The sequence below is a fragment of the Mesorhizobium sp. WSM4904 genome (assembly GCF_029674545.1).
Lineage (GTDB): Bacteria > Pseudomonadota > Alphaproteobacteria > Rhizobiales > Rhizobiaceae > Mesorhizobium.
In genome coordinates, this window is sequence record NZ_CP121354.1 from 3,971,241 (window position 1) to 3,996,959 (window position 25,719).

28 protein-coding genes and 1 tRNA gene are annotated in these 25,719 nt (G+C 63.8%); 11 read left to right on the forward strand and 18 right to left on the reverse strand.

The annotated features are described in order from the left end of the window. Positions 1 to 14: 14 nt before the first annotated feature. Together QAZ47_RS18905 and QAZ47_RS18910 are read right to left on the reverse strand one after the other, a co-directional pair. Positions 15 to 629, reverse strand: coding sequence for a DedA family protein (locus tag QAZ47_RS18905; RefSeq protein ID WP_278230379.1), 615 nt, complete (start codon positions 627 to 629; stop codon positions 15 to 17). Beyond that, positions 629 to 1,189, reverse strand: a complete 561-nt coding sequence (locus QAZ47_RS18910) for a DUF1003 domain-containing protein (RefSeq protein WP_278230380.1) — start codon at positions 1,187 to 1,189, stop codon at positions 629 to 631. The genes QAZ47_RS18905 and QAZ47_RS18910 overlap by 1 nt, the downstream gene beginning before the upstream one ends. Positions 1,190 to 1,389: 200 nt before the next feature. On the opposite strand from QAZ47_RS18910, the gene QAZ47_RS18915 reads away from it, so the two are divergent. The 4 genes from QAZ47_RS18915 to QAZ47_RS18930 all read left to right on the forward strand — a co-directional run bounded on the left by QAZ47_RS18915 (position 1,390) and on the right by QAZ47_RS18930 (position 6,545). Then, the gene (locus QAZ47_RS18915) at positions 1,390 to 2,109 is read left to right on the forward strand and encodes a DNA-3-methyladenine glycosylase I (protein ID WP_278230381.1); all 720 of its coding nucleotides are present in this window, start codon (positions 1,390 to 1,392) and stop codon (positions 2,107 to 2,109) included. Between the two features lie 106 nt (positions 2,110 to 2,215). Then, positions 2,216 to 3,928 carry an NAD+ synthase gene (locus tag QAZ47_RS18920; protein ID WP_278230382.1) on the forward strand — a complete coding sequence of 571 codons (1,713 nt, stop codon included), beginning with the start codon at positions 2,216 to 2,218 and terminating at the stop codon, positions 3,926 to 3,928. Between the two features lie 26 nt (positions 3,929 to 3,954). Next, positions 3,955 to 4,362 (forward strand): GNAT family N-acetyltransferase, encoded by a 408-nt coding sequence (locus QAZ47_RS18925; RefSeq protein WP_278202240.1) that lies wholly within the window; start codon positions 3,955 to 3,957, stop codon positions 4,360 to 4,362. Positions 4,363 to 4,739: 377 nt separating this feature from the next. Further along, positions 4,740 to 6,545, forward strand: coding sequence for an ABC transporter ATP-binding protein (locus QAZ47_RS18930; protein ID WP_278202241.1), 1,806 nt, complete (start codon positions 4,740 to 4,742; stop codon positions 6,543 to 6,545). A gap of 155 nt (positions 6,546 to 6,700) precedes the next feature. Here the strand turns inward: QAZ47_RS18930 and QAZ47_RS18935 are convergent, their stop codons facing one another. The 5 genes from QAZ47_RS18935 to QAZ47_RS18955 form a co-directional block, all read right to left on the reverse strand. Continuing rightward, positions 6,701 to 7,012, reverse strand: a complete 312-nt coding sequence (locus tag QAZ47_RS18935; RefSeq protein ID WP_278202242.1) for a PilZ domain-containing protein — start codon at positions 7,010 to 7,012, stop codon at positions 6,701 to 6,703. Between the two features lie 114 nt (positions 7,013 to 7,126). Beyond that, positions 7,127 to 7,615: an NUDIX hydrolase gene (locus QAZ47_RS18940; RefSeq protein ID WP_278073996.1), complete on the reverse strand. Its 489-nt coding sequence runs from the start codon at positions 7,613 to 7,615 to the stop codon at positions 7,127 to 7,129. 206 nt (positions 7,616 to 7,821) lie between these two features. After that, positions 7,822 to 8,322 carry a xanthine phosphoribosyltransferase gene (gene gpt, locus QAZ47_RS18945; RefSeq protein ID WP_278202243.1) on the reverse strand — a complete coding sequence of 167 codons (501 nt, stop codon included), beginning with the start codon at positions 8,320 to 8,322 and terminating at the stop codon, positions 7,822 to 7,824. Between the two features lie 278 nt (positions 8,323 to 8,600). Beyond that, positions 8,601 to 9,434: a universal stress protein gene (locus tag QAZ47_RS18950; RefSeq protein ID WP_278230383.1), complete on the reverse strand. Its 834-nt coding sequence runs from the start codon at positions 9,432 to 9,434 to the stop codon at positions 8,601 to 8,603. Between the two features lie 71 nt (positions 9,435 to 9,505). After that, positions 9,506 to 10,246, reverse strand: coding sequence for a competence/damage-inducible protein A (locus QAZ47_RS18955; protein WP_278230384.1), 741 nt, complete (start codon positions 10,244 to 10,246; stop codon positions 9,506 to 9,508). A 126-nt stretch (positions 10,247 to 10,372) separates the two neighbouring features. On the opposite strand from QAZ47_RS18955, the gene QAZ47_RS18960 reads away from it, so the two are divergent. Beyond that, a complete protein-coding gene (locus QAZ47_RS18960) occupies positions 10,373 to 11,347 on the forward strand; it encodes an alpha/beta fold hydrolase (protein ID WP_278230385.1) in 975 nt (324 codons plus the stop codon). Between the two features lie 171 nt (positions 11,348 to 11,518). Then, positions 11,519 to 11,806, forward strand: a complete 288-nt coding sequence (locus QAZ47_RS18965) for a hypothetical protein (protein WP_126093523.1) — start codon at positions 11,519 to 11,521, stop codon at positions 11,804 to 11,806. Positions 11,807 to 11,875: 69 nt separating this feature from the next. Here the strand turns inward: QAZ47_RS18965 and QAZ47_RS18970 are convergent, their stop codons facing one another. From QAZ47_RS18970 to QAZ47_RS18980, 3 genes are all read right to left on the reverse strand, one after another. After that, entirely contained in the window at positions 11,876 to 12,115 is a 240-nt protein-coding gene (locus QAZ47_RS18970; RefSeq protein ID WP_278202247.1) for a DUF2188 domain-containing protein, read from the reverse strand. 31 nt (positions 12,116 to 12,146) lie between these two features. Next, positions 12,147 to 12,425: a DUF982 domain-containing protein gene (locus QAZ47_RS18975; RefSeq protein WP_278202248.1), complete on the reverse strand. Its 279-nt coding sequence runs from the start codon at positions 12,423 to 12,425 to the stop codon at positions 12,147 to 12,149. Positions 12,426 to 12,518: 93 nt separating this feature from the next. Beyond that, positions 12,519 to 13,622, reverse strand: a complete 1,104-nt coding sequence (locus QAZ47_RS18980) for an NADH:flavin oxidoreductase/NADH oxidase (protein WP_278230386.1) — start codon at positions 13,620 to 13,622, stop codon at positions 12,519 to 12,521. Between the two features lie 267 nt (positions 13,623 to 13,889). Between QAZ47_RS18980 and QAZ47_RS18985 the strand changes: the two genes are divergently transcribed. After that, positions 13,890 to 14,468 carry an NUDIX domain-containing protein gene (locus QAZ47_RS18985; protein ID WP_278230387.1) on the forward strand — a complete coding sequence of 193 codons (579 nt, stop codon included), beginning with the start codon at positions 13,890 to 13,892 and terminating at the stop codon, positions 14,466 to 14,468. A gap of 21 nt (positions 14,469 to 14,489) precedes the next feature. On the opposite strand, the gene QAZ47_RS18990 is transcribed toward QAZ47_RS18985, so the two are convergent. Beyond that, positions 14,490 to 16,301, reverse strand: a complete 1,812-nt coding sequence (locus QAZ47_RS18990) for a hypothetical protein (protein WP_278230388.1) — start codon at positions 16,299 to 16,301, stop codon at positions 14,490 to 14,492. A gap of 90 nt (positions 16,302 to 16,391) precedes the next feature. After that, positions 16,392 to 16,477 (reverse strand) — tRNA-Leu (locus QAZ47_RS18995). A gap of 230 nt (positions 16,478 to 16,707) precedes the next feature. On the opposite strand from QAZ47_RS18995, the gene QAZ47_RS19000 reads away from it, so the two are divergent. Then, the gene (locus QAZ47_RS19000) at positions 16,708 to 16,911 is read left to right on the forward strand and encodes a hypothetical protein (RefSeq protein ID WP_278202252.1); all 204 of its coding nucleotides are present in this window, start codon (positions 16,708 to 16,710) and stop codon (positions 16,909 to 16,911) included. A 154-nt stretch (positions 16,912 to 17,065) separates the two neighbouring features. On the opposite strand, the gene QAZ47_RS19005 is transcribed toward QAZ47_RS19000, so the two are convergent. From QAZ47_RS19005 to QAZ47_RS19015, 3 genes are all read right to left on the reverse strand, one after another. Then, positions 17,066 to 17,731: an outer membrane protein gene (locus QAZ47_RS19005; RefSeq protein WP_278230389.1), complete on the reverse strand. Its 666-nt coding sequence runs from the start codon at positions 17,729 to 17,731 to the stop codon at positions 17,066 to 17,068. A 92-nt stretch (positions 17,732 to 17,823) separates the two neighbouring features. Next, on the reverse strand, positions 17,824 to 18,036 hold the full coding sequence (locus tag QAZ47_RS19010; RefSeq protein WP_278230390.1) for a hypothetical protein: 213 nt from the start codon (positions 18,034 to 18,036) through the stop codon (positions 17,824 to 17,826). Positions 18,037 to 18,089: 53 nt separating this feature from the next. Then, positions 18,090 to 18,941, reverse strand: coding sequence for an alpha/beta hydrolase (locus tag QAZ47_RS19015; protein WP_278230391.1), 852 nt, complete (start codon positions 18,939 to 18,941; stop codon positions 18,090 to 18,092). Positions 18,942 to 19,090: 149 nt separating this feature from the next. Here QAZ47_RS19015 and ade point away from each other — a divergent pair, with 149 nt between their 5' ends. Beyond that, complete coding sequence (gene ade / locus QAZ47_RS19020) at positions 19,091 to 20,908, forward strand: adenine deaminase (RefSeq protein ID WP_278230392.1); 1,818 nt, start codon at positions 19,091 to 19,093, stop codon at positions 20,906 to 20,908. Between the two features lie 52 nt (positions 20,909 to 20,960). On the opposite strand, the gene QAZ47_RS19025 is transcribed toward ade, so the two are convergent. After that, positions 20,961 to 22,124: an alpha/beta hydrolase gene (locus tag QAZ47_RS19025; RefSeq protein ID WP_278230393.1), complete on the reverse strand. Its 1,164-nt coding sequence runs from the start codon at positions 22,122 to 22,124 to the stop codon at positions 20,961 to 20,963. 105 nt (positions 22,125 to 22,229) lie between these two features. Next, complete coding sequence (locus QAZ47_RS19030; protein ID WP_278233824.1) at positions 22,230 to 23,264, reverse strand: alpha/beta hydrolase; 1,035 nt, start codon at positions 23,262 to 23,264, stop codon at positions 22,230 to 22,232. A gap of 275 nt (positions 23,265 to 23,539) precedes the next feature. On the opposite strand from QAZ47_RS19030, the gene ilvA reads away from it, so the two are divergent. Both ilvA and QAZ47_RS19040 read left to right on the forward strand, forming a co-directional pair. Then, positions 23,540 to 24,796 carry a threonine ammonia-lyase IlvA gene (gene ilvA, locus QAZ47_RS19035; protein WP_278230394.1) on the forward strand — a complete coding sequence of 419 codons (1,257 nt, stop codon included), beginning with the start codon at positions 23,540 to 23,542 and terminating at the stop codon, positions 24,794 to 24,796. Between the two features lie 11 nt (positions 24,797 to 24,807). Next, the gene (locus tag QAZ47_RS19040) at positions 24,808 to 25,365 is read left to right on the forward strand and encodes a DUF1697 domain-containing protein (RefSeq protein WP_278233825.1); all 558 of its coding nucleotides are present in this window, start codon (positions 24,808 to 24,810) and stop codon (positions 25,363 to 25,365) included. A gap of 61 nt (positions 25,366 to 25,426) precedes the next feature. Here QAZ47_RS19040 and QAZ47_RS19045 read toward each other — a convergent pair whose 3' ends face one another. Beyond that, positions 25,427 to 25,714 (reverse strand): DUF2218 domain-containing protein, encoded by a 288-nt coding sequence (locus QAZ47_RS19045; protein WP_278230395.1) that lies wholly within the window; start codon positions 25,712 to 25,714, stop codon positions 25,427 to 25,429. Positions 25,715 to 25,719: the final 5 nt, after the last annotated feature.

The window sequence follows — 25,719 nt, forward strand, 5'->3', positions numbered from 1 at the left end:
TTGCCGGCATAGGCTTAAGACGGGCGATCCAACTGATCGCCTTCCGCGTCCTTGGCACGTTCCCTTCCGGCAACGCGGTGCGCGACCAGCCACGCGAGAATCGCGACGCCGAGGCCGACCGCAAGCGCAACGAGCAGGCGCTCGTGGCGAATGAGCGCCTGGCCGATCAAATGCTCCGCGCTGAGGCCGAAGACGTAGCCGAGGGTGCCGAACAGCGCGGCCCAGACTGCCGACGAGACGGCGTTCAGGATGACGAAGCGTGGCAGCGACACGGTCGACAATCCTGCGGCGATGCCGCCGACAAGGCGCATGCCATAGATATAGCGGTTGGTCAGCACGTAAATGTTGGGATGGGTGTTGAGCAGCCGGTAGGCGCGGCGGAAGCCCGGCCGCCGGCGCATCTTGCGTACGTAGGGATGATCGGCGAAGCTGCGGCCGAGGATGAAGAAGAAGGTGTCGCCGGCGAAGGCGCCGAGAAAGGCGGCGGCGAAAGCCTGCCAGAGCACGAAGACCTGCTGGTGCGCGAAGAAACCGCCGAGGATTGCGGCGCTTTCGCCCTCGGCGACGCAGCCCAGGAAGACCGCGACAAGTCCATACTGCTCGATGAGACGGTGGATGGTCTCGGTCATCAGCTTGGCGACCGTGCCGAGAGCTTCTCGTCGATCCGTCTGATCTGCTCGGCCATGCGCAGGATCTCGTCGCGCATGGCGATGATCTCGCTGTGGCGCAGCTCATCGAGCTTCTCATGCAGTGCCATGATCTCGATCTCCGCCTTCAGGTTGACCTCGTAGTCGTGTGCGGCGTCGATGCGGTCGCGCTCGGTCTGGCGGTTCTGCGACATCATGATCACCGGCGCCTGCAACGCGGCAACCATGGAGAGCACGAGGTTCAGGAAGATGAAAGGATAGGGGTCGAAGGCGTTGCGCGTGAGTAGCCAGACATTGCCGAAGGTCCAAAGAAGCAGGAAGGCGATGAAGCCAAGGATGAAGGACCATGAGCCGCCGATCCGGGCGATGGTATCGGCGATGCGATCGCCATAGGTGGAGTGGAAAGCAACGGCCTTGTTGGTGTCCCTGGTGATGGTGGTGCGGTCGAGCGCGCTCTGCAACACTCTGCTCTCGAGGGCCGTGAGGCCGTCGGGCTTTCGCTTCAGCCAGCGGTTTGCCAGATCGTCGATCGTCTTGTTCATGGTCCCTCCATCCCTCAGTCTGTCATCTGTTGCCGCACAATTCCGGATGGAAACTGCAACACACTTTTAGTGGAATGCTCTTGTTCTCACGCAATTCCTACGGAAAACCGTGCGTAATTTTTCCTGGAATTGCTCATAGAGGTAGAGGCTACCGAGCCCGACGGGAAGTGATAGATTGATTGGAACAGACGAGGGCGGAGATGGCCGATTTCCAGAAAATTCGTGCCCGGGCGGCAAAGCGCAAGGGCGGTGAAGAAGCGCTGGCGTCGTTGCTTGGACCGATGCCCGACAACGCGGCCGTGGCGAAAGTTCCCGATGACCGCATCCTCTCCACCATGGCCGAACGCATCTTTGCCGCCGGCTTCGTCTGGCGCGTGATCGAGCAGAAATGGCCAGGTTTCGAGGAGGCGTTCCTTGGCTTCGAGCCGAAGCGGCTCCTGTTCCAGCCGGACGATTTCTGGCACGAGCTGGCGTCCGACAAGCGCATCGTGCGAAACCCGCAAAAGATCAAATCGGTTCGCGACAATGCGGCCTTCGTCGACCGCGTCTCCAAGGAGCATGGCGGCTTCGGCAAGTTCCTCGCCGAATGGCCGGCCGACGATCAGGTCGGGCTGACCGCCTATCTCGGCAAGCATGGCAGTCGTCTGGGCGGCAACACCGGCCAGTACTTCCTGCGCTGGCTGGAGTGGGACACCTTCATCGTTTCCGCCGACATGGCTGCGGCGTTGCGCGATGCCGGCCTCGACATCGCCGAAAGCCCGACCTCGAAGCGGGATCTCGACAAGATCCAGGCGCAGCTCAACCAGTGGTCGGCCGAAACGGGGCTGCCGCGGCGGCACATCTCGCGCATCCTGGCGATGTCGATCGGCGAGAACCATTCGCCGGAGACACTGCGCGAATATATGGGCGAGCCGACCTGACCGCCTGCGACCGTAGTCCGGAAATCGTCGGCGCTTGCCGATCACGTACGAGGTGGCACAAGCAAACGTCATTGCCCGGCGAATTCCACCACGCTAAATCCACGTTATGACCCAAGCCGCCCCAGACATCCTGCGCATTGCCGTCGCCCAGCTCAACCCTACCGTCGGCGACGTCGCCGGCAACCTCGCCAAGGCGCGCGAGGCGAGGGCGGATGCGGCACGTCAGGGCGCCGACCTCGTGCTCTACACCGAGCTCTTCCTCGCCGGTTATCCGCCGGAAGACCTGGTGCTGAAGCCGGCCTTCCTGAAGGCTTGCGAAAAGGCGGCGCAAGATTTCGCCAAGGACACCGCCGATGGCGGTCCCGGCGTCATCATCGGCACGCCGCTGAAGCGCAAGAGCGGCACGCATAATTCGATCGTCTTCGCCGACGGCGGCAAGATCATCGCCGAGCGCTACAAGCTCGACCTGCCGAATTATGGCGAGTTCGACGAGAAGCGCGTCTTCCAGGCCGGGCCGGAGCTGCAGGGGCCGGTGAATTTCCGCGGCGTGCGGCTGGGCATTCCGATCTGCGAGGACATCTGGGGCGACATCGCCGTCTGCGAGACGCTGGCCGAAAGCGGCGCGGAAATCCTGCTGGTGCCGAACGGATCGCCCTACTATCGCGCCAAGATCGACGTCCGCCACCAGGTCGTCATCCGCCAAGTCATCGAAACCGGCTTGCCGATGATCTACGCCAACCAGCTCGGTGGCCAGGACGAGCTTATCTTCGACGGCGCGTCCTTTGCCATCGGCGCGGACAAGACGCTTGCCTTCCAGATGAGCCAGTTCGAGGAAGCAGTCGCCGTCACCACCTGGAAGAGAAGCCGCGTCGCCACAGGCGCGAAAAATGCAAATAATTCCGACCATTGGGTCTGCTCCGAAGGCCCGATGTCGAAGATCCCCGAGCGGGAGGAGGCGGATTATCGCGCCTGCATGCTCGGGTTGCGCGACTACGTCAACAAGAACGGCTTCAAGAACGTGGTGCTCGGCCTCTCCGGCGGCATCGACTCCGCGATTTGCGCCGCACTCGCGGTCGACGCGCTCGGCGAGGAGCGGCTGCGCACCGTCATGATGCCCTATCGCTACACGTCCAAGGACTCGCTGAAGGACGCCGAGGACTGCGCCAGGGCGCTCGGCTGCCGCTACGACATCGTGCCGATCTCCGAGCCGGTCGAAGGCTTCAAGCATGCGCTGACCCAGCTTTTCGAGGGCACTCAGGAGGGCATCACCGAGGAAAACCTGCAAAGCCGCGCGCGCGGCACGATCCTGATGGCGATCTCGAACAAGTTCGGTTCGATGGTGGTAACCACCGGCAACAAGAGCGAGATGTCGGTCGGCTATGCCACGCTTTACGGCGACATGAACGGCGGCTTCAACCCGATCAAGGACCTCTACAAGATGCAGGTCTACGCGCTCTCGCGCTGGCGCAACGCGCATGTGCCACCGGGCGCGCTCGGCCCATCGGGCGAGGTGATCCCGAAGAACATCATCGACAAGGCGCCGTCGGCGGAACTGCGCGAGAACCAGACCGATCAGGACTCGCTGCCGCCCTATCCGGTGCTGGACGACATTCTCGAATGCCTGGTCGAGAACGAGATGGGCGTCGACGATATCGTCGCGCGCGGCCATGACCGGGCGACGGTGACGCGCGTCGAGCACCTGCTATACATCGCCGAATACAAGCGCCGGCAGGCGGCGCCGGGCGTGAAGATCACCAGGAAGAATTTCGGCCGCGACCGCCGCTACCCGATCACCAACCGGTTCCGCGACCGCGGCTAACCTAATTTCACGACAGACCAGCAACCATGCCTGACGTTGAAATCAGCTTCGACCTGTCACGGATCGATTTCCGGGCGACCTCGGACCAGTTGATGGCGAGCTATTGGGGCAGCGCGCGCAACGACGAGATGCATCGTCGAGCCTTCGCTCACTCGCTTTGCGTCGGCGCCTATGTCGACGGCAAGCAAGTCGGCTTCGCCCGAGCGATCACCGATTACACAGTCTTCGCCTATCTTGCCGACATCATCATCTGGCCGGAGCATCGCGGGCGTGGCATAGGCAAGCGACTCGTGCAGGCCCTCCTCGACCATCCCGAGGTGAAGACCGTGTCCCATTGGAGCCTCACGACCAGCGACGCCCACGGCCTCTACCAGAAATTCGGGTTCGAGACCGACGGGCGCTACATGCGACTGGAGCGCAACCCCCTAGCCTGATGGATCGGATCGGGCACAACCGGCCGTTGTTGCAAATTCATCGCAGTGCTTGGGCCAAATGTCGTTTTGGCGACAGCCTGCCTTGGCGAGGTGGTGAGCCGCCTCTATAAGAGCCTCTCCGCGATTCCCTTTCGGGAGGACCGTATGGCAGGATTTTACATCGTTATGCGAGGCCGCGAAGCCTAGGTCTGCACTGGCTGCCCGAAATCCCTTCGGAAAGCCAGATGCGGAACAGGCATTTGCCGCTGCCGGTCGCCGCCTCCGGGCGGGCGCCAGCCCATACTGAACCTTCCGCTTTAGAGGGCGCCGTCGGCGCCGACGCGAGTTTTCCAATTTGACTTTACCGGGACCGGGCCTGTCTGCGCCCGGATGACATCATGGCTCGTTTCAAGATCGACCTGCGCGCAAGCGCCTTTCGCAGCGTGCTCGGCTTCACGTTCGACCACTGGCGCCGCCAGCCGTGGCGGCTGTCGCTCATCATGGGCGCATTCCTCCTGGCGACACTCGCCGACGTGCTGACGCCGCTCTACTCCGGGCGGCTGGTCGACGCGGTCGCCAGCAGTGCCGGCGCCGACGAGGTGGCTTGGCACGCCGCGATGTCGGCGTTCTCCATCCTGGTAGCGCTGGCGTTGGCCGGTGTCGTGCTGCGCAACGCCGCCTTCATGTGGATCGTCGAATTGACGTTGAAGATGATGTCGGACATCGCCGCCGACGCCTTCCACCGCGTCCAGCGCTTCTCGACGGACTGGCACGCCAACAGCTTCGCCGGATCGACGGTGCGCAAGATCACGCGCGGCATGTGGGCGCTCGACCTGCTCAACGACACGATCCTGATCGCGCTGCTGCCTTCGGTCGTCATGCTCGTCGGATCGACGCTGCTGCTCGGCTGGTTCTGGCCAATGATGGGATTGGTGGTCGCCGTCGGCTCGGTGCTGTTCATCGCCGTCACCGCACTGCTGTCGCTCGGCTATGTCGCGCCGGCGGCACGCCTTGCCAACAGCTGGGACACGCGCCTCGGCGGCGCGCTGGCCGACGCGGTGAGCTGCAACGCGGTGGTCAAGGGCTTTGGCGCCGAGACCCGCGAGGAGGCGCGCCTTGCCAGGGTCGTGGCCAAATGGCGCCTGCGCACGGGCCGCACCTGGATGCGCGGCACGGTCAACGGCACCACGCAAGGCGCGATGCTGCTCCTGATGCGGGCCGCGGTGATCGGGCTGGCGCTGGTGCTTTGGACGTGGGGCGAGGCAACCGCCGGCGACATCGCCTTCGTGTTGACCTCGTTCTTCGTCCTGCAGGGCTACCTGCGCGACATCGGCACGCATATCCGCAACCTGCAGCGCTCGATCAACGACATGGAGGAACTGGTCGATTTCCAGTCGGAGCCGCTCGGCATCGAGGACCGGCCAGGCGCTCGGCCGATCCGGATCACCGAAGGCCGCATCACGTTCGACAAGGTGACGTTCCACTATGGCAATCACCGGTTGCCGCTCTACCGCGACTTCTCGGTCGACGTAGCGGCGGGCGAACGCATCGGACTGGTCGGGCATTCTGGGTCCGGCAAGACGACCTTCGTCAAGCTGATCCAGCGCCTCTATGACGTGAATGCGGGCAGGATCCTGATCGACGGCCAGGACATCTCGAAGGTCGCGCAGGCATCGCTGCGCGGCCAGATCGCCATCGTGCAGCAGGAGCCGATCCTGTTCCACCGGTCGCTGGCCGAGAACATCGCCTATGCCAGGCCGGGCGCCACGCAGGCAGAGATCGAACATGCGGCGAAACTCGCCAGCGCGCATGACTTCATCGCCAACCTGCCCAAGGGCTACGGCACCCTGGTCGGGGAGCGCGGCGTGAAGCTGTCGGGCGGCGAGCGCCAGCGCGTGGCGATCGCGCGCGCCTTCCTGGCCGATGCGCGCATCCTGATCCTCGACGAGGCGACATCGAGCCTCGATTCGGAATCGGAGGTGCTCATCCAGAAGGCGATGGAGCGACTGATGGTCGGGCGCACGACATTGGTCATCGCACACCGGCTGTCGACCGTGCGGGCGCTCGACCGGCTGCTGGTCTTCGACCGCGGCCGCATCGTCGAGGAAGGCTCGCATGACGAGCTGATCAGGCTGAACGGCGGCATCTACCGGCGGCTGTTCGAGCGACAGGCGCTCGAGCTGACAAAGGGGCTCGTCGCGTGAAACAACGGCATCCGGCTTCGGCCGGGTGCCTTCCCGGCTAAGGCGCGTCGCGATCTTTCGGATTCGCTCTCTGCGCCTTAGTCTCTTGATTTTACGGCATCTTTGTCCCGAAACCGGTTCCCACTTTCGGGAGACTGCATTAGCGGGCGGACCCGTCAGCCGTAATGCAGCCTAGGCTTGGGCTCGGTGCCGGTGAACTTGACACCGACGCGGTCGTTGCGGCGCCAGCGGACTTCCGCCCGATAGGCTACCCCATCGACCGGAACATAGAGCAGGAAATGATCGGGGACGCGCGATTCCGGTGCGACTTTCAGCTCGGCACCGCCGGGATTCTGATTGCGCAGCGTACAACTGACCTCGGAATTCTGTATGCCCGTAATGATCGTCCCGCCCTTGAGCACGCGCTGGCGATGCTCGCGCCGGTGTTCGCCGGAGGTCTCTTCGGGTGGTTGCGCGGGGTTCATCATTGATCGACGCCATTAGCCGAATCGCACTTGCAGCGGCAACAAAGCACCGATGCCCGTGCACCGCAATGCGCAGCATGCTCGTCGCACTGCATATGTGGTTATGTGATCGATGATTTAGGCGAATCTATGCGGATCGGCGCAGAAATAGGCGATGATCTGGCAAAGGTCGGGCTCGTTGACCATGCTGACGGCCTCGGCGGAGCCGACCCATTTACGGGTGCGGGCGCGCTTTTCCTTCCAGCGGTCGGCGACGCGGTCGACCTTGAGCGGGAAGACCAGGACCTCGCAAGGCACTTCCTCACCGGAGGCCAGAACCTTGCCGTAGAAGTAGCGCCCGGCTTCGAGATGCGAGACGGCGCCGCGCAATCCCGCCTCTTCGCTCGCTTCGCGGGCGGCAGCCTCGCAAAGCGGCTCCCTTGCCTCCGGCCAACCTTTGGGCAGGACCCAGCGTCCGGTGTCGCGGCTGGTGATCAGCATGATCTCGACGCCGCTTTCACCTTTGCGCCAGGGCAGGGCGGCAACCTGCAGGCGGCACGGCGCCGTGCCGAAGAGTCGCCGGACTCTTTCGGCCATCTGGTTGTGCGTCGTCGGCCTCGTCAACATTGGAGAAGCTGCCCCCAGCCTCCGGAATCGTTTGCCATCTTACGAATCTTACGGCGAATTATGAGCTTTAAAAGTAAAAAACTTCACTCGTTCGGGAAAATCCCCCCAGAAAAAGTCGATCTCACAAAGTAATTGGGCCCATGAGGCGCAAATCTTAGGCGTGCGCGCGCCTTCGCGGCCGGATTCTTGGAAGATATGGCGGCTACTCAACCGGCGTGATCGTCGGCGATCGGCTTCTGATAGGTGAAACCCATGTCCCAGGGGAAGTAGATCCAGGTGTCCTGGCTGACCTCGGTGACGAATGTGTCGACCAGCGGCCGGCCCTTCGGCTTGGCATACACGGTGGCGAAATGCGCCTTCGGCATCATCGCGCGCACGATGCCCGCCGTCTTGCCGGTGTCCGTGAGGTCGTCGATGATCAGCACACCGGCGCCATCGTCGGCAAGAAGCGAGGGCGAAATCTCCTTCAGCACCTGCAACTGACCCTGGCTGGTGTAGTCGTGATAGGAGGCGACGCAAACCGTCTCGATGACGCGGATACCGAGCTCGCGGGCGATGATGGCCGCGGGCACCAGGCCACCGCGCGTGATGCACACGATCGCCTTCCATTGTCCCCTGCTGGCGCCGGAGAGCCGCCAGGAAAGCGCGCGGGCATCGCGGTGGAACTGGTCCCAGGAGACCGGGAAGGCTTTTTCGGGAAGGGACATGGTTCGCGCACTCCTGAAGCGCGCTCCGTGGCGCGCAGATACTATGGAATGCAGGCGGAATTAGCCGGAAAGCGCCAGGCTTGGCAAGGTGGCAGCCAGCGATGGCTGTGGACTTGAAGCGCGTCGCGCTAAATGCGTTCAAGCGACGCGCTTCAGTCTTTGTTTTGATGCATGTCGTTTTCCCAAAGCAGCTGCGCACTTTTGGGCGACATGCATCAAGTTCTTGTTCGATGCGGGTCTTTGTCCCGAAAGCCGGTTCCCACTTTCGCGAGACGTGCTTATCTCGACAGGAAGGCGGCTACGTTTGCCGTGCGCAGCACGGTGCGGGTGACGCCGCCGAACAGGAACTGGCGCAGCCAAGAGTGGCTGTAGGCGCCGAGCACCAGCAGATCGGCGCCGGATTCGGCGATCCTTTCCTGAATGATGTCGTCGACGGAGGCTCCGTTCGATTTCTGCACCGAAACGCTGACATTGGCGCCGTGGCGGGACAGCGCGGCCGCGATCTCGGCGCCGGCCGCCTCGGGAGCTTCGTCGAGCGTTTCCGGCGGATCGATGACGAGAATGTCGGTCTTGTCGGCTTCGCTGATGAATGGCAGGGCATCGAAGGCGGCGCGCGCCGCCTCCTTGCTGCCGTTCCAGGCAAGCAGCACGCGCCTGAAGGTGGTGACCAGCGGCCCGGCATGCGGAACGACCAGCACCGGCCGGCCGGCGTCATAGACCAGCGTGTCGACATCGGCGCCCGGGTCGCCACCGGACTCGCGCTGCGCGGCGACGATCAGATCCGCCGCCCGCACGCTCGATATGCCGGTCAGCGCGCTGTCGCCGGAGAAGCTCTCCAGGCTGCGCCATTCGAAGGACAAGCCGGAATCCTCGACGCGTCTGAGGAAGACCGCCTGCAGCTTGTCGGCGCGCTCCTTGTTCATCTCGGACGAGACCTGCAGGAATTCCGTGTCGGGGAAACCGGTGGCCGACGTATAGGGGACTGGCAGCGCTTCCGCATGGATGCCGACGAGGTGGCTCTCGAACCGCTCGGCGAGGGGGATGGCGCAGTCGAGCACGCGCTCGGCGTCCTGTTCGTTCTGCAGAATGGCGACGATCGTCTTGAAGCGCATGACGTCCCCCTCAATGGCGGCACGAGAATGCCGTTTCAGAAACGCCAGTGTAGCCTTTCTGGTTCCGGAGATCAGCTTGCGGCCGACAAGCCCGCCACCATGGCCTCGACGTCCTTGCGCGCGGCCTCGAGGGCCTCTTCGTTGCGGGCGCGTACCACAAGCTCGGTCCAGAACTTGCCGTCGCCATATTTCGGGTAGGAGCCGATGATGGTGTCGGGATGCGCTTTCTGGATGTCGGCCAGCGGTCCGCCGATCAGGCCTTCGCCGAACGGGCAATCCACCGTGGCCGACAGCATCTTGGTGCCGGTCTTCAGCGTCGGCACGACATTGTCGAGCATCGCCTGGAAGATCGACGGCACGCCGGCCATCACGTGAACATTGCCGATGCGGAAGCCGGGCGCGATCGATACCGGATTGTCGATGTGGTCGGCGCCGCGCGGCATGCGCGCCATGCGTTTGCGCGCCTCGGTGAATTCGATGCCGCGCTGGGCATAGCTTGCTTCGAGCATGGCATAGGCCTTGGCATCGTATTCGCAAGGCACGCCGAAGGCCCTGGCTATCGAATCGGCGGTGATGTCATCGTGTGTTGGGCCGATGCCGCCGGTGGTGAAGAGATAGGTATAGCGGGCGCGCAGCGCGTTCACCGCGGCGACGATCTCGTCCTCCTCGTCGGGAACGACACGCACTTCCTTCAGATCGATGCCGATCGCCGTCATGATGTCGGCAAGATGGCCGATGTTCTTATCCTTGGTCCTGCCGGAGAGGATCTCGTCGCCGATGACGAGCATGGCGGCGGTGACGATTTCAGGCATGGCTCACTCCGGTAACGGGTCGCCTGAGATAACGCGGCCGGCAGCCGGCCGCAATGCGCAAGCAGGGTAGGCTCTTGTGGCAGAGACAGTTGCGGCTAAGGTGCGCCGGTCCGGCTCGGGTGGAAGATGCTGATATCGGTTTTGTCGTGGCTGATCGGCGGCCTTTTCGTTGCGGCGGCTGCCGTCGTGCTCAGCTTTGTGCTTGCAACATGGTGGATCGCGGCCAAGGCCGAAAGGCTGGTGCCGGCTTGCGGCAAGTTCGTCGAGATCGACGGCAACCGCATCCACTATGTCGAAGAAGGCGAGGGCAGGCCGATCGTCTTCCTGCACGGCCTCGGCGCGCAGCTTCACCATTTCCGGCACACGCTGTTTGGACGTTTCGGGGCCGGCTACCGGCTGGTCGCGCTCGACCGGCCAGGTTCGGGATATTCGGTGCGGGCGGGTGGAGCGAGCGGCCGTCTGCCTGAACAGGCGGAAGTGGTGCGGCGCTTCATCGAGGAACTTGGGCTGGAAAGGCCCTTGGTCGTCGGCCATTCGCTGGGCGGCGCCATCGCATTTGCGCTTGCGATCGAGCATCCGAAAGCGATTTCCGGCATCGCGCTGCTCGCGCCGTTGACGCACCTGGAGGCAAGGGTGCGCCAGAAATTCGACCTGCTCCACGTTCCCTCGCGTTTGTGGCGGCGGGTCTTGGCCCATACCGTAGCGATACCGGTCAGCGTGAAATATGCGGAGCCCACGATGAAATTCATCTTCGCGCCGCAAGCCGTGCCTGAGGACTACATGATCGCGGGGGGTGGTTGGCTCGGGCTGCGGCCCGCCCATTTCCATGCGACCTCGACCGACTTTGTGGCGGTGGAAGAAGACCTCGGCCGCCTTGAGCGGCGCTATGGCGAGATCGCGATGCCGGCCGGCATTCTGTTCGGCGCGCAGGACCGCGTCATAGGCATCGCGGCCCATGGCGATCCGATGCCGGGCAAGATCGAGGAACTCGACTTCGAACGGGTCGAAGGGCTCGGCCACATGCCGCAATTCGTGGAGCCGGAACGCGTTGTCGCCTTCATCCAGCGCATCGCCGCCCGTGCGTTTGCCGGCGTGACCTGAATTTCGACGGCAATTGCGCCGAGCCGAATGATCCGGCTGCTCACGGCCTCGTCACACAAACGTGTCGCGTATCCCGCTCCACGCCGATTTTCTCTTGGAACTTTTGCATCCAACCCAGGGTTTCATTGGCGTCGCCGTCACACCTCGGCGACCAACCAAATGGAGTATCCAATGCTTACGAAAATTCTCGCAGCCTCCGCGCTCATGCTGGGTATGGCAACCTCGGCCATGGCGCAGTCCTCGGACATGTGGTCGTGGTGGCACCATGATCGTCCGGTCTCGAACGAACGGACGGTGCCGGTCGATCCTTACGCCACCGGCAGTATCTCTTCGAGCAGCGAAGCCACCGGCCTAAACAGCCTCGGCAATCCAGGTCCCATCGGCCCATGCGCCTCGAATACGCCCGGACCCGACGCCAATGCCGGGCAGAACGTCAACGATCAGTACTGCGGCAAATAATAACTGACGCGTCCGCCAGCGGCCGGCATGAAGGCAAGGGCATGGTCGGTCGCGGCGCGGGCGTAAAAACTAGTCGGAGACTTCGGTTTGCGGCCGGTCGCGGCCGTCGGCCAGTTCGTCATGCCACACGCCCTCGGAGTCCTCATACTGGATGCCGTCGGTGTTGCCGGCGACCTGCTGCTCGGCCGAAGCAATTTCGGCGGCGCGCAGCGCGTCCTGGTGCGTGGGAAATGTTTCTGAAAAAGTCGTGCCGACCTTGTAGGCCCAACCGCCGTCATGCTCGACGATCTTGTAAGTCAGTTTCGCCATGGAAATCCTCCGGTAGAGAAACCCTTAATGCTCAATGCAGCTTTTCGTCGGGCAACCTGTCTTCAGGAACCAGCACTTCAGATTCCTCGGCTGCCTCGATCAATGCGCGGCGTGCGTCCGCAGTCGAACGATAGCCCTCCAGCGCCTTGAGGCAAGTGTCTAGAGCATCACGATGCCGCTGGCCGCGATTGAGCGGCCAGACCGTCATCAGGCACTCGGCGGCTTCGCGGGTGCTGCGGATCTGGCGATATTTGCCGACATGGCCGAGTTCGACCACCACCGGCTTTTCAAATGGCTTGTTGTCTGTCATGGCGCGCCAACGCAAAACGGCCAATTTGGTTGCAATCGTGGCAAGACCCCTGCGCCCAAAGGTCTCAGCCCTTGCGTCACCTGTGGAAGCGGTTCAACCGGCCGCCTTCATCCAGTGCCGCATCGTCGTCACCGAGCGCGCCAGCTGCGGCGCCGGACGGATTTCCTCGCCGAACGTCGCCGCCGCGCGCCAGCCCCAGCGCGGATCGGCGAGGAAGGCGCGCGCCAGCGCCACCATGTCGGCGCGGCCATCGGCGACGATCGCCTCGGCCTGCTTCGGATCGTCGATCAGCCCCACCGCGCGTGTCGGAATGCCGGCGCCCTTGCGCACGGCTTCCGCCAGATGCACCTGATAGCCGGGACCGCTGGGCAGCTTCTGCAGAGGCGAATTGCCGCCACTGGAGCAGCAGAGATAAGCGATGCCCTCCGCCTTCAGCGCCTTGGCCACTTCGATCGCGTCTTCGACATCGAAACCGCCCTCGACCCATTCCTTGACCGAGAGGCGTGCGCCGAGCATCAGGTTCGGAACGGCCTTCTTGACCGCCCTGGCGATCTCGACGGCGAAGCGCATGCGGTTTTCCAGCGAGCCGCCCCAGCGGTCGGTGCGCCGGTTGGAAAGCGGCGACAGGAACTGGAAGATCAGATAGCCGTGCGCGGCATGCAATTCGATGAAATCGAAGCCGGCACGCTCGGCCCGCTTGGCCGCCTCGGCGAAACGCTGGATGACTTGCTGGATCTCGTCTTCCTCCAGTGCGTGCGGCACATTCCATCCCGTGTCATAGGCGATGGCCGAAGCCGAAACCGTCTGCCAGGGATCCTCGCCCGGCTGCAGGGGACCGCCACCTTCCCAGGGTTTCCGGTTGGAGGCCTTGCGCCCGGCATGGGCAAGCTGGACGCCGAATTTGGTTCCGGGCGCGGCGACGCGCCTGGCGGCATCGAGCGTGCGCTTGGCCGCCGCCTCGTTGTCCTCGGAGTAAAGGCCAAGGCAGCCGTGCGAGATGCGGCCACGCCGCTCGACGTCGGTCATCTCGACGGTCACCATGCCGGCACCGGACATGGCGAGGTTCATCCAGTGGTGGAGATGCCAGTCGCTGGCGGAGCCGTCCTCGGCCGAATACTGGCACATCGGCGCCACCGCGATGCGGTTGGGGAAGGTGAGGTTGCCAAGGGTGATCGGCTGGAAGAGAGATGGCGTCATGAAACGGGCTCCTGGGAGAGATATCGCTATCTAAGGAGCCGCGGCGCCTCGCGCCAGACACGAGCCGGTGAAAGTGTTGCTGGACCAGCCGGTTTCCAGGATTGCGCAGGCGCCCGTTCGCCGATAGAGCGGTTCCCCGCTCCCCGTTTCGCGGAAACAGGGAACCGCTCTATCTCTTTGTTTTGACTTGACGCAATTCCGGACGGAAAACCGTTTCACACTTTTCCTGGAATTGCTCTGACGCTTGCCGGCAGCATGGAGTTCACCATGGAAGATCGCGTCCGCATCCGCTCTGAGGAAGTCCTGTCCGACGACTGGGCGGTGCTGAAGAAGACGGTGCTCGACTATCGCCGCCGCGACGGACGCTGGGAGACGCAGACCCGACAGACCTACGACCGTGGCGACGGCGCGGTCATCCTGCCCTTCGATCCGGAGCGCTCCACGGTGCTCCTGGTGCGGCAGTTCCGCTATCCGGCCTATGCCACCGGCCATCGCGAGCCGCTGATCGAGGCCTGCGCCGGCCTGCTCGACGAGAACGATCCGGAAACCTGCATCCGCAAGGAAGCGGAAGAGGAACTCGGCTACCGGCTGAAGGACGTCGAGCGGCTGTTCGCACCCTTCATGAGCCCCGGCAGCGTGACGGAACGGCTCTGGTTCTTCACCGCGCGCTATTCGCCGGCCGATCGCATCTCCGACGGCGGCGGAGCGCCGGACGAGGGTGAGGACATCGAGGTTCTGGAGATACCGCTCGACGAGGCGCTGGCCGGCATTGCCGCTGGCCGTATCGTCGACGCCAAGACCATCATCCTGATCCAGCATCTGAAATTGAACCCGATCACGCCCTGACGGGCGTCACCGCGTTACGGCTCATCGGCTCGCGACAGGGCATTGGCCGGATGGACCGCCTGCCGCCGGATATCGATAGATGCGCAGCGGGCCGGCAACGGGACACTCCGCCAGCCAGTCTGGAGGCTTTCCTGTGGCCAACCGGCTGGCCAACGGAAACTGGGCTTCGACCGGCTTGAGGGTCTCTTCCTCCACGCGGCAGACCGCAACATGGGTGGCCTTGGTTTCATCAAGCAGCCGCGCCGGATCGGGCGTAGCCGGATCGAAAAATCGCAGGACGCGCTCGATGCCCTTGGCCGACGTGTGAAAAGGGACGGCCACGACCTCGAGCCCGACGGGAGATCCCAAGGCGGCGGCCCCGATATTGGGCGGCGCGAACAGCCGCGCGCCGTCCGGCCAGACGAAACCGGCGCCGGCTTTCTCGCAGGCCCTGGCGATATCGATGCCGAGAGGCCGCATTTCCGCCGGGGGCCAAACCATTTGGACTAGAAAGAGGGCGGCGATGATCGCCACGCCCGGAGCGGCTAAAAGCGAAACGCCCGGCAACCCGTCGTCGGACCTGGCGCCGAAATAGCGCCGCAGCGACAGCCGGGCAGGAAAGGCTTGGTGGACAAGCAGGGCGACCCCTGGGCCGACGAAGAGCGGGAAAAAGCGGAGATATCGCAGATAGAGCAGTCCCAGCAGGAGGCCGACCGTCGAGAAGGCTGCAAGAACGATCCAGGCTCGCCTTGTCGTCTTGCCGGAAATGGCCAGAACGCACGTCGCCGCAGTGCCCAGGATGGCGAGGAAAAACCTGGCGAAACGATCGGAGCTCAGAAAGTCCGGGCTGAGGAAAGCGCTGTGCTCCTGTTTGATGCGTGAAAGCCAATTGTCGCGTGCGTAGTCGCTCACCCCGACGAGCGGACCGCCGGCGCACTGGGGGAAAAGGAAGACAAGCAGCGCGGCGGTCGCACCGGCGCCTGCGAGGAGGCACAACGCCCGTATCCGCCGGCTTCCAGCTCTCTCCGCCGCGGAGACGCCCGCAAGTACGACGCCGGTGACAGCAAGCGCGGTGAGGTGCAAAAGCGAATAACGGTCGCAGGCGGCGCTCGTGTAGGCGTGGGGGCCCACCACCACAAAGAACGCGGCCGTGCCAGTTGCCGCCAGCACGAGACCGTATGCCCGAAGGTCTTTGCCAGCGTCTTTCTTCCCGGCGATGAACGCCAATGCGTAGAAGCCGGCCGGCAGAGCAAGGAACGGCGCCATTTCGGCGCTGATGGCCGTAGACAGAGCCATCAAGGCGCCGTTCAGCCCGGCGGCAAGGCGTCCGCCTCGGATCGTCAGCAGTGCTGCCCCCAGGAGGATGAGCATCTGCAGATTGTGGTAGTCGATACGCCAGGGTTGAAATTCCGCAAATGACGGCAATCCGGCGAAGGCGGCGACGGCCAATACCGCGCCGGGGTGTTCGAATTCGAACTCCCTGATCACCAGGAAAAGCAGGGTTATCGCGACCAGGAGCAGTAGCGGCGGCACGATGAACGCGGCGGTGGAGATTGCAGCCTGCATCCCGACGAAAGGCGCAAGCGCGACAGCCAACAGCGCATAGGGCGCGTCGACGATCCACGGCCAGTGCGAGACCATGGGTTCGGGCTGAGCGATACCGGTCAGCGTCCTGTCGAACGGATTGCCCGTTTGCAGAAGATGCCTGATTTCATGCAGTTTCAGCAGGTCGTCGACGTCGCCGTTGGGCATCTTGCCTTGCAACAGCAGCAGGCTCAGAACGGCGCTGAGCGCCAGCCAGACGATTGCGACCGACGGATGGGTACGGCGGTAGATCGCCCCGATTGTCGACATCCCAAGCCCTTCCCATGCGCGCCAGCGATAGATGCATGGAAAAGCTTTCGATCAGGTAACCTGCCACCGGAGCTCGAAGTAGCGAAGGGTTGGTGCGGACGACGGGAATCGAACCCGTACGATCAGAGATCGAGGGATTTTAAGTCCCTTGCGTCTACCAATTCCGCCACGTCCGCAGGCGAGCCCTTTTCAGATGCCAACCCGAAGCCGTCAAGCCATGTTTACGGGCGTGAGGCTCTTCCGCCAAGCACGACGGCGCAAAACGGCACTGTGGCGGCAATATATTAGTGGTGTTTAAAATGCGAGATTGCCCGCACCGATATCGTTAGCGTTTCCTTGCCAACATTCCAGCCTGCATTGACGGCAGATGCGTGTGACAATGCGCGGGGCAGGGTGGATCAAGGGATTGCGGGAAGCCGAGGCGCGGGAGCTGCGGCGCCAGATCACCCAGCTCGAGCTCGATTTGATCGAGGCCGCCAACTCCGGGGGCAAGGGGAAGCTTCACGACATTGCGCACAGCTTGCGATGGCAAAAGGCGCGCCTGGAGCGGCTGGAGGAGTGCCTGGCCGCCATGCCGGCCGGCAAGACCATCCGGCCTGATCCTGGATAGTGGCGTGATCGCGCAATTACGCCTTCCGAGGCGTTCGCTACGGTCGCCGTCGTGGTGGATTTGATCCGCTGCGGCCGGCGTCCTTCAGGACCCTACCCATTCCCCCCGCCCCCTGCGGGCGCCGGCCACCTGCGTTCCGTTGCTGCTCCGCAATTCAGAACTTGTAGCTGAAATTCACGCCTAGCGTGTGCAGCTTCACGTCCTGGTCGCGATCGGAGAAGTCATCCGGGACGTCGAAATGCTCCTTGCCGAAATCGTAATAGCGGTACTGCGCGCCGACGACGATATTGTTGCTCAGCGCATAGTCGACCCCGGCGCCGATCGTCCAGCCGGTGCCGGTGCGCGTCTTGGCGAAGCCGGTAGCGGCATCTTGCGAGGTTTCGATACCGGCGAAGGCGACGCCGCCGACGCCGTAGACCAGCCAGCGATCGGCCGCCAGGCCAGCCTCGGCATTGACCGAACCGAGCCATTTTACGTCCGTGCCGACAGAATTTCCGGGACCAAGGAGGGCCGAGCCGTCGATCGAGGCATAGTTGAGCTCGGCCCGCGCGCCGATTACCGCCTGGTTGAACTGCCAGAGGCCAGCGACGTGTCCGCCGACAAAGCCGCCATCGAGATCGGGCGAAGCGGCGAACGGCTCGCCTTCAGTACCGGAGATGTCGGAGGAGCCCCAGCCATAGCCGGCCTGCAGGCCCGCATAGTAGCCCGTCCAGTCGAAGCCTGGCGCGGTCATCGGCAGGTCGGCGCCTGCGTCCGCGGCCAAGGCCGGTCCGGACAGCAGCGCAAGAAAGCCGGCACTGGCGAGCGTCAAACGACGCATCGAGCTCCCCGAAATGGCGGTTTCGAAAGACTCCTTTGCCGCAGACTAACCTCATTCGTCGCCGAACGGAATTGCATGGCTGCAACAGTGGTTTACGTCGGTGGATTGCGGACGCGGTCTTCCAGGTCGCGCTGCTTCTCCTCGGGCGAGGCCAGTCGGCCGAAGGCGTATTCGGCGAGCAGCGAGCCGGCGATGAAGAGAGCGATCGGCGCCGCCCAGGCCCAGAACGAATGCAAGGCGAAGAAAGCCAGGCCGGCCAAGGCTGCCGACATGACGAAGATCGCGAACCTGATCGTCTGCGCCATCTGTCGCCAATCCGGATGGTCAGGGAGCGGGTTCTCGCTCGCTCACGTGGCGGCTATTTGGCGTCGATGAAATCGAGCGCCGCCTGGCTATATTCGTCCGGCGCCTGCAGCATGGCGAAATGGCTGGCGTTGGGCAGGATGATCAGCTTCGCGCCCGGAATAGTGGAAGCCATGTATTCCGTATGCTCGCGCTTGATCGCCTCGTCATGGTCGCCGGCGACGATCGCGGTCGGCGTGGTGATCTTGCCAAGCTGTTCCTTGGTCCAGGCCGGCTGCGATTCCCACATATGGCTGATCTGCGCGACGAAGGCGTCATACTGGTCGGGCGTCTTCGACAGTATCTTGTAGTCGCGACCCGAACGCTCGACGTAAGCGGCAAAGGTCTTGTTGGTCATGACGCCGGGGTCGACGCCGTCCGTGGTGACGTTGGCGGCCTGCGCGAAGAGTCGGGTCAGCCGCTCGGGATGATGAAGCGCGATGTCGATGCCGATGATGCCGCCGTCGCTCCAGCCGACCAGGGCGGTCTTGTCGATCTTGAGAAAATCCAGCAGCGCCAGATAATCCGAGGCCATGAGGTCATAGCCATAGGGCTCGTCGGTGCGGGTCGAACGGCCGTGGCCGCGGCTGTCGGCGACGATCACCTTGTGGGTCTTGGAGAGGGTCGCGACCTGGCTCGCCCAGATATCGGCATGGCCGAGGCCGCCATGGATGAGCAGCACCGGGTCGCCCTTGCCGAGAACGGCGTAGTACATCTGGATGCCGTTGACAGGCGCGTAGCCGCTCTCGTCGGGTTTGGGCATCGCCGCCGGCTCCGGCAAGGTCTGCCAGCGTTCCTCCGCGGTGGCGAGGGCGGTCGATGCGATGAACAGGATGATGGTGGCGAACGCTTTCCACAAACGGGTCATCTTTCCCCTCCGACGGTTCGTTTCGGCGGCCAGCATCGCCTTTTGCCTGGAATAGTCAACAAGCGTGGCTTTGCGCCCGAAGCCGGACGGAAGGGCTCTGGCTCAGCGCGACGACATTTGCGAGACTGGCTGCAACAGAGGACTCGCAAATGACCGACACCAAATCCGCACGCTCCGCAAAACCCAAGCCCTGGACCGAGGCGGCGACGCATCTGGTCGACGTCGCGATGGGGCGCAAGCCCGCCGATCTGGTCATCCGCAACGGGCGCTGGGTGAACGTCCATTCGGGCGAGATCATTCCCGGCACCGATATTGCGATTGCCGCCGGCCGCTTCGCTTATTGCGGGCCGAATGCCAGCCACGCCATCGGGCAGGGGACCAGGGTGGTCGATGCCGGCGGACGCTATCTGGTGCCCGGCCTCTGCGACGCGCACATGCATGTCGAGAGCGGTATGGTGACGGTGACGGAGTTCTGCCGCGCCGTGATCCCGCACGGCACGACCTCGATGTTCGTCGATCCGCACGAGATCGCCAATGTGCTGGGCCTGCCGGGCGTTCGCCTGATGCATGACGAGGCCGTCGCGATGCCGATCAACGTGCATGTGCAGATGCCGTCCTGCGTGCCTTCGGCACCGGGACTGGAGCATGCAGGCGCGGAGCTTACGGTCGCCGACGTCGCGGAGGCGATGACCTGGGAAAACATCATCGGGCTTGGCGAGGTGATGAATTTTCCGGGCGTCGCCGCCAACGATCCGGTGATGTCGGGCGAGATCGCCGAGACGGTCAAGGCCGGCAAGACGGTCGGCGGCCATTATGCCTCGCGCGATCTCGGCCTGCCTTTCCATGGTTATGTCGCCGGCGGCGCCGAGGACGATCATGAAGGCACGCGGGCCGAGGACGCGATCGCGCGCGTGCGCCAGGGCATGAAGGCGATGCTGAGGTTGGGTTCCGCCTGGTACGACGTCGCAGCGCAAATCAAGGCGATCACCGAAGGCGGCATCGACCCGCGGAATTTCATCCTGTGCACCGACGACAGCCATTCGGGCACGCTGGTCCATGAAGGCCATATGGACCGGGTCGTGCGGCACGCCATCGGCCAGGGGCTGAAGCCGGTGACGGCGATCCAGATGGCGACGCTCAACACCGCCCAGCATTTCAGGCTGGAGCGCGAGATCGGCTCGATCGCTCCGGGGCGGCTGGCCGACCTTTTGATCGTCTCCGATCTCGCCCAGATGACCATCGATGAGGTCTATGGCCGCGGCGTCAGGCTGGCGAAGGCCGGCAAGCTCGAGATCGACATTCCCGCCTACGACTATCCGCGGACGGCGAAGAACACGGTCAAGCTCAGCAAGAAGCTCGCGGCAACGGATTTCGATATCGCGGCGCCTCAAGGCGCCAACGAGGTGCGGGCGCGGGTGATCGGGGTGATCGAGAACCAGGCACCGACGCGGGCGCTGGAGGCGGACCTGCCGGTGGAGGACGGTCTGGTTGCCATGGATCGCCGCAACGACATCTGCCAGATCGCCCTGGTGGAGCGCCACAGGGGCACGGGCGGCGTCACCAACGCCTTCGTCTCCGGATTCGGCTACATGGAAGATTGCGCGATGGCCTCGAGCGTGGCGCATGACGCGCACCACATCATCGTCGTCGGCACCAACAAGGAGGACATGGCCTTAGCCGTCAACCGGCTGAGCGAGGTCGGCGGCGGCGTCGTGCTTTATTCCAAGGGCCAGGAATTGGCGCTAGTCGAGATGCCGATCGCCGGACTGATGTCGGACGAGCGCGCCGAGACCGTCGCCGCCAAGGCCGAGCAGCTGACCGAAGCGATGCGCAAGGTCGGCTGCTCGCTCAACAACGCCTACATGCAGCACTCGCTGCTGGCGCTGGTGGTCATTCCGGAGCTCAGAATCTCCGACGTCGGTCTGGTCGACGTGACGACGTTCCAGAAGGTCGACCTGTTCGTGTAGGATAGGGCGAAATTGGGGAGGCCGGCCCGACCCGATTCCTGCGACAAGGTGCTTAGCCGCCGGTGGCGATGGTCAGAACCTTGAACGGCGTGGTGATAACCACCTCGGCGACTGAACCGACCGCTTTGCCGAGCCCTTGGCCGATATTGTTGAGCTGCGTTGGATCGGGCTCGTCGGAGGCAAGGCCGGCAGGCGTGCGCAGGCGGTTGCCGAGCAACTGCACCAGGATCGGGTTGTCCGCGAATTTGGCATGGTTCAGCTGGTCGCCGCCCTTGGTCTTGGTCAGATCAACGACCGTCACCCCGTAATTGGCGAGATCGGCCGCGTTGCCGTAGTCGCCGACGCGCGGCTTGTCGCCGGAAATGAAGCTGGACAGCTTGAGCGCCCGGTCGTCGCCCGAGAGCAGGATGGCGAACGGCTTGTCGGGCTTGCCGTAACGGATCATCTGCTTCTTGAACACATCGACATCGATGTCGGGCGAGGCGAGGATGACGTAGCCGAGCTTGCCGTTGAGATCGCGGTCGCCGGTGATGGCCAGCTGCCGCAAAGCTTCCATCGTCAGCCAGGTCCCCATCGAATGGGCGATAATATCGATGCTTTTGGCGCGCGACTTGGCAAGCATCCTCAGCGTCGCCTCGAGATCGTCGCGTGCGGCGGTGGAGCTGTCCTTGTCATAGATATAGCCGGTCGTCTTGGCGCTCGAAGCCCATGAGAACAGCACCGGCGTGCCGGGATAGTTCGTGTCGTGCGCGATCTGCGTCAGGCGATAGACACCGTCGTCGAAGCCGTTGTTGAAGCCGTGCACGAACACCAGGGCGCGGTCGCCGCGCATCGAAATATCGGTGGCGACCGCCTTGGCAAATTGCGAGGCGTCTCCATAGTGGACGACGTCGGTGGCGGTGAACTGCTTGGCCGGGTTGCTGTCGGCCGAACCCTTGGCGCGCTCGATCGCCCCGACCTGGTGGACTTTTGGAACCGTCACGTCGACACGGGCGTAGCCGGTGGTCAGCGAACGGTCGCCGTCGAATACCTGTCGCGGATCCTTGGTCGCCTGCTGGCGGGTGGTGGCGACGAAGATCTCGTGCTTGGCCGCAATGTCGGAGGCGGGCACCGTGACGGCCGTTCGGTTGAGCAGGTCATGCGCGCCTTGCCCGGCGCAGCCGGTAACGGCGAGCGCGAACGCCAGGCCAAGGACAATCTTCACACGCACAGTCACCCGGGGTCCCCCAAGGACGGCCAGTCTCCCGCTATTCCGATAGAGCCTGAGGCCGGCCCGGTCCAGTTCAAAGTCGATGCAGAGGCAACAACCGCGCAAACGCGGTTACTGGGTGGCGAGCTGGCTGATGCGGTCGGTGACGTCGCGGTCGCTGGCAAAACCGTCATCCTCGCGCAGCCGCTGGCCGATCATCTTCACCAGCGCCGGGTTGTCGGCGAATTTGGTGTGGTTGAAGCTGTCGCTGCCCTTCTCTTTGGAAAGGTCGACGACCGTGACGCCATAGGAGGCGAGATCGGCCGCGTCCCTGTAGTCGCCGACGCGCGGGCGGGAACCGGCAATCAGGCCGGAGAGCCTCAGCGCCCGGTCGTCGTCCGACAGGAGCAGGATGAAAGGCTTGTCGGGCTTGCCGTAGCGGCGCATCTGGCTCTTGAAGACATCGACATCGATGTCGGGCGAGGCCAGAACGACGTCGCCGAGCTTGCCGTTGAGATCGCGGTCGCCGGTGATGGCGAGCTGGCGCAGCGTCTCCATCGTCACCCAGGTCCCCATCGAATGCGCGACGATGTCGATGCGCCGCGCGCCCGTCTGCGCGAGCATCCTCAGCGTCACTTCCAGCTGGTCGCGGGCGGCGGCGGCACTTTCCTTGTCATAGACGTAGTCGGTGGTCTTGGCGCCCGAAGCCCAGGAGAACAGCACTGGCGTGCCGGGATAGCCGGAATCGTGGACGATCTGGGTCAGCCGGTAGACGGCGTCGTCGAAGCCGGTGTTGTAACCGTGCACGAAGACCATGACGCGGCCTCCGCGGGCGTCGATGTCGGCATTGAGCGCGCTGGCGAATTTCGGCTGCGTGTCGTAGCCGACGACCTCGGAAGCCATGAAATATTTGGTCGGGTCGTTCGACGTGCCGCGCGAACGCCGCTCGATCTGGCCTGTCTGGTGGACGGGCGGCACCGTGACGCTGACGCGCGCATAGTTCAGCGTCGCCGAACGCTCGCCGTCGAAGACCTTGTTCGGGTCGTCGGAGCGCTTGCGCGTGGTGGCGATGAAGATCGAGTGGTTGCCGGCGATCTCGGTCGCCGTCGTCGGCACGACGACGCTGCCCAGAATTTCCTGTGTCTGCTGCCCGGCGCAGCCTGCCATCGACAGAGCCAGGGCAATGATCAAAAACGTCTTCAAATGCACGTCCACAAATCCACTCCAGCCGCAACTGGCCATCCACCTCCGCGAAATCTCCCGGACAGGCGAAGTGCGGCGGAAGTAAGTCGTGTCCAGCGGAAATTTGCTCGGCGGTTGGCGACGGCCGCGACACTGTTGCGCGAAAGCCAAATAGGCTGTGCCGCTGCGTCGGTGGCCGCAAGCGTCGATTTGTGCGATAGCCAGCGTTTCGCGCCATGCAATCCGAGGGCGATCGCCTCATGAACAGCTTCTCTTCTCGCGTCGCCGCTGCCGCCGAGGCGATCCGAGGGATATTTCCGGAAACGCCGCTGCAGGAGAACGACTATCTGTCGAAGAAGACCGGCGCGCGCATCCTTCTGAAGCGCGAGGACCTGACGCCGGTCCGCTCCTACAAGATCCGGGGCGCCTTCAATTTCTTTCGCAAGGCGCTCGCCGCCGGAAACAATGCCGAGCTGTTCGTCTGCGCCTCGGCCGGCAATCACGCCCAGGGCTTCGCTTTCGTCTGCCGGCATTTCGGCAAAAAAGGCGTGGTGTTCATGCCGGTCACGACGCCGCAGCAGAAGATCGACAAGACGCGGCTGTTCGGCGGCGATTTCGTCGAGATCAGGCTGGTCGGCGATTTCTTCGACGATTGCTATCGCGCCGCCTTCGAATTCACCGAGACCGCCTGCGCGCATATGGTGCCGCCCTTCGACCACAAGGACATCATCGAGGGCCAGGCGACCGTTGCCTATGAGATCGCGGCCCAGATGCCAGGCGGGCGCATGCCCGACATCGTCATGCTGCCGGTCGGCGGCGGCGGCCTGGCCGCCGGCGTCACCCACTATTTCTCCGACCGGCATCGCGACACGCGCTTCATGTTCTGCGAACCGGCGGGCGCGCCGAGCCTCAGCGAGAGCCTTTCCAGCGGCAAGCGGGTCAAGCTCGCCAAGGTCGACAATTTCGTCGACGGCGCAGCGGTCGCCGAGATCGGCCGCGAGCCGTTGCGCCATCTCAAGGAGTTCACCGCCGACTCCGTGCGCCTCGTCCCGGAGAACCGGCTCTGCGCGACGATGATCGAGATGCTCAATGTCGAGGGCGTGGTGCTGGAGCCGGCCGGCGCCTTGGCGATCGACGCGCTCAAGGATTTTTCGCGCAAGGAGATCAGGGGCAAGACCGTCGTTGCGGTCGTCTCCGGGGGCAATTTCGACTTCGAGCGTCTGCCCGACGTGAAGGAGCGGGCGCTGCGCTTCGAAGGCCTGAAGAAGTATTTCGTCATCCGCTTCCCGCAGCGGCCCGGCGCCCTGCGCGACTTCCTAGAGATGCTCGGCCCGGACGACGACATCACGCGCTTCGAATATCTCAAGAAATCGGCACGCAATTTCGGCTCGGTGCTGATCGGCATCGAAACCAAGGACCGGCGCAACTTCGATCTGCTGAAAGCCAATTTCGACGCCGAGGGCGTGCAGTATCAGGACATCACCGACAACGAGACGCTGGCGGGGTTCATCATATGAGCGGCCAAAAAATGAGCGGGGAGGATACGGTTTTCGTGGCCCTGTTTTCCGGCATCAATGTCGGCGGCAACCGCATCGTCAAGATGGCGGAACTGAAGTCGTTCTTCGAAGGCCTCGGCTTCAGCGATGTCGCGAACTATGTGCAAAGCGGCAACGTGGTGTTTCGCGCGGAGAAGGGCAACGCGGCAGCGCTGGCAAAGCAGCTCGAAGCGGCGTTCGAGAAGAAATGGGGCTTCAATTCGCGCATCATGGTGCGCGACGCCGCCTGGCTCGAACGGCTGGTGGAAGGCAATCCCTATCCCGAGGTCGCCGGCGAGCCGACCAAGCTGCACGCCTATGTGCTGGAGCGGGAGCCGACCGCGGAAGAGACTACGCGGCTTGCGGAAAAATGCACCGGCCCGGAGCGGTTCGAGATCAAGGGCGACGTGCTCTACCTGCACGCACCGGACGGTATCGGCAAATCGGTGTTCGCCAATCTCATCCCGCGCACGCTGAAGGTGCCGGGCACGGCGCGCAACTGGCGCAGCGTGCTTGCCCTGCGCGAAATGGCGGGCAAGGTAGGCGGCTGATTGTTCATTCTGCGCAATCCGGACGGAAAACCGCGCAGCACGTTCCTGGATTGCGCTGGGCTCAGGCGGCCTTTTGCCAGTCGAAGGTCAGCTCCTCGCGGAAGGCGAAGCGCTTGATGTGGTCGGCAACCACGCTTTCCAGCCGCTCGAGCGAGGCAGGATCGTCGGCGGCAACCGCGATGTGAAGGGCCTTGTCGTCGGCATCCATCACCGTGCGGCCGAGCGAGAGCTGGATGGCGCCGTGGTGCGGATCGAACTCGACGGGGAACTTGTGCGCCCAATGCTTGCAGAGCTGCTGCAGATAGCGGCTGGCGTGTTCGGTAGCGACGTCGGCGCGGCTGGTCGGCATGGAAT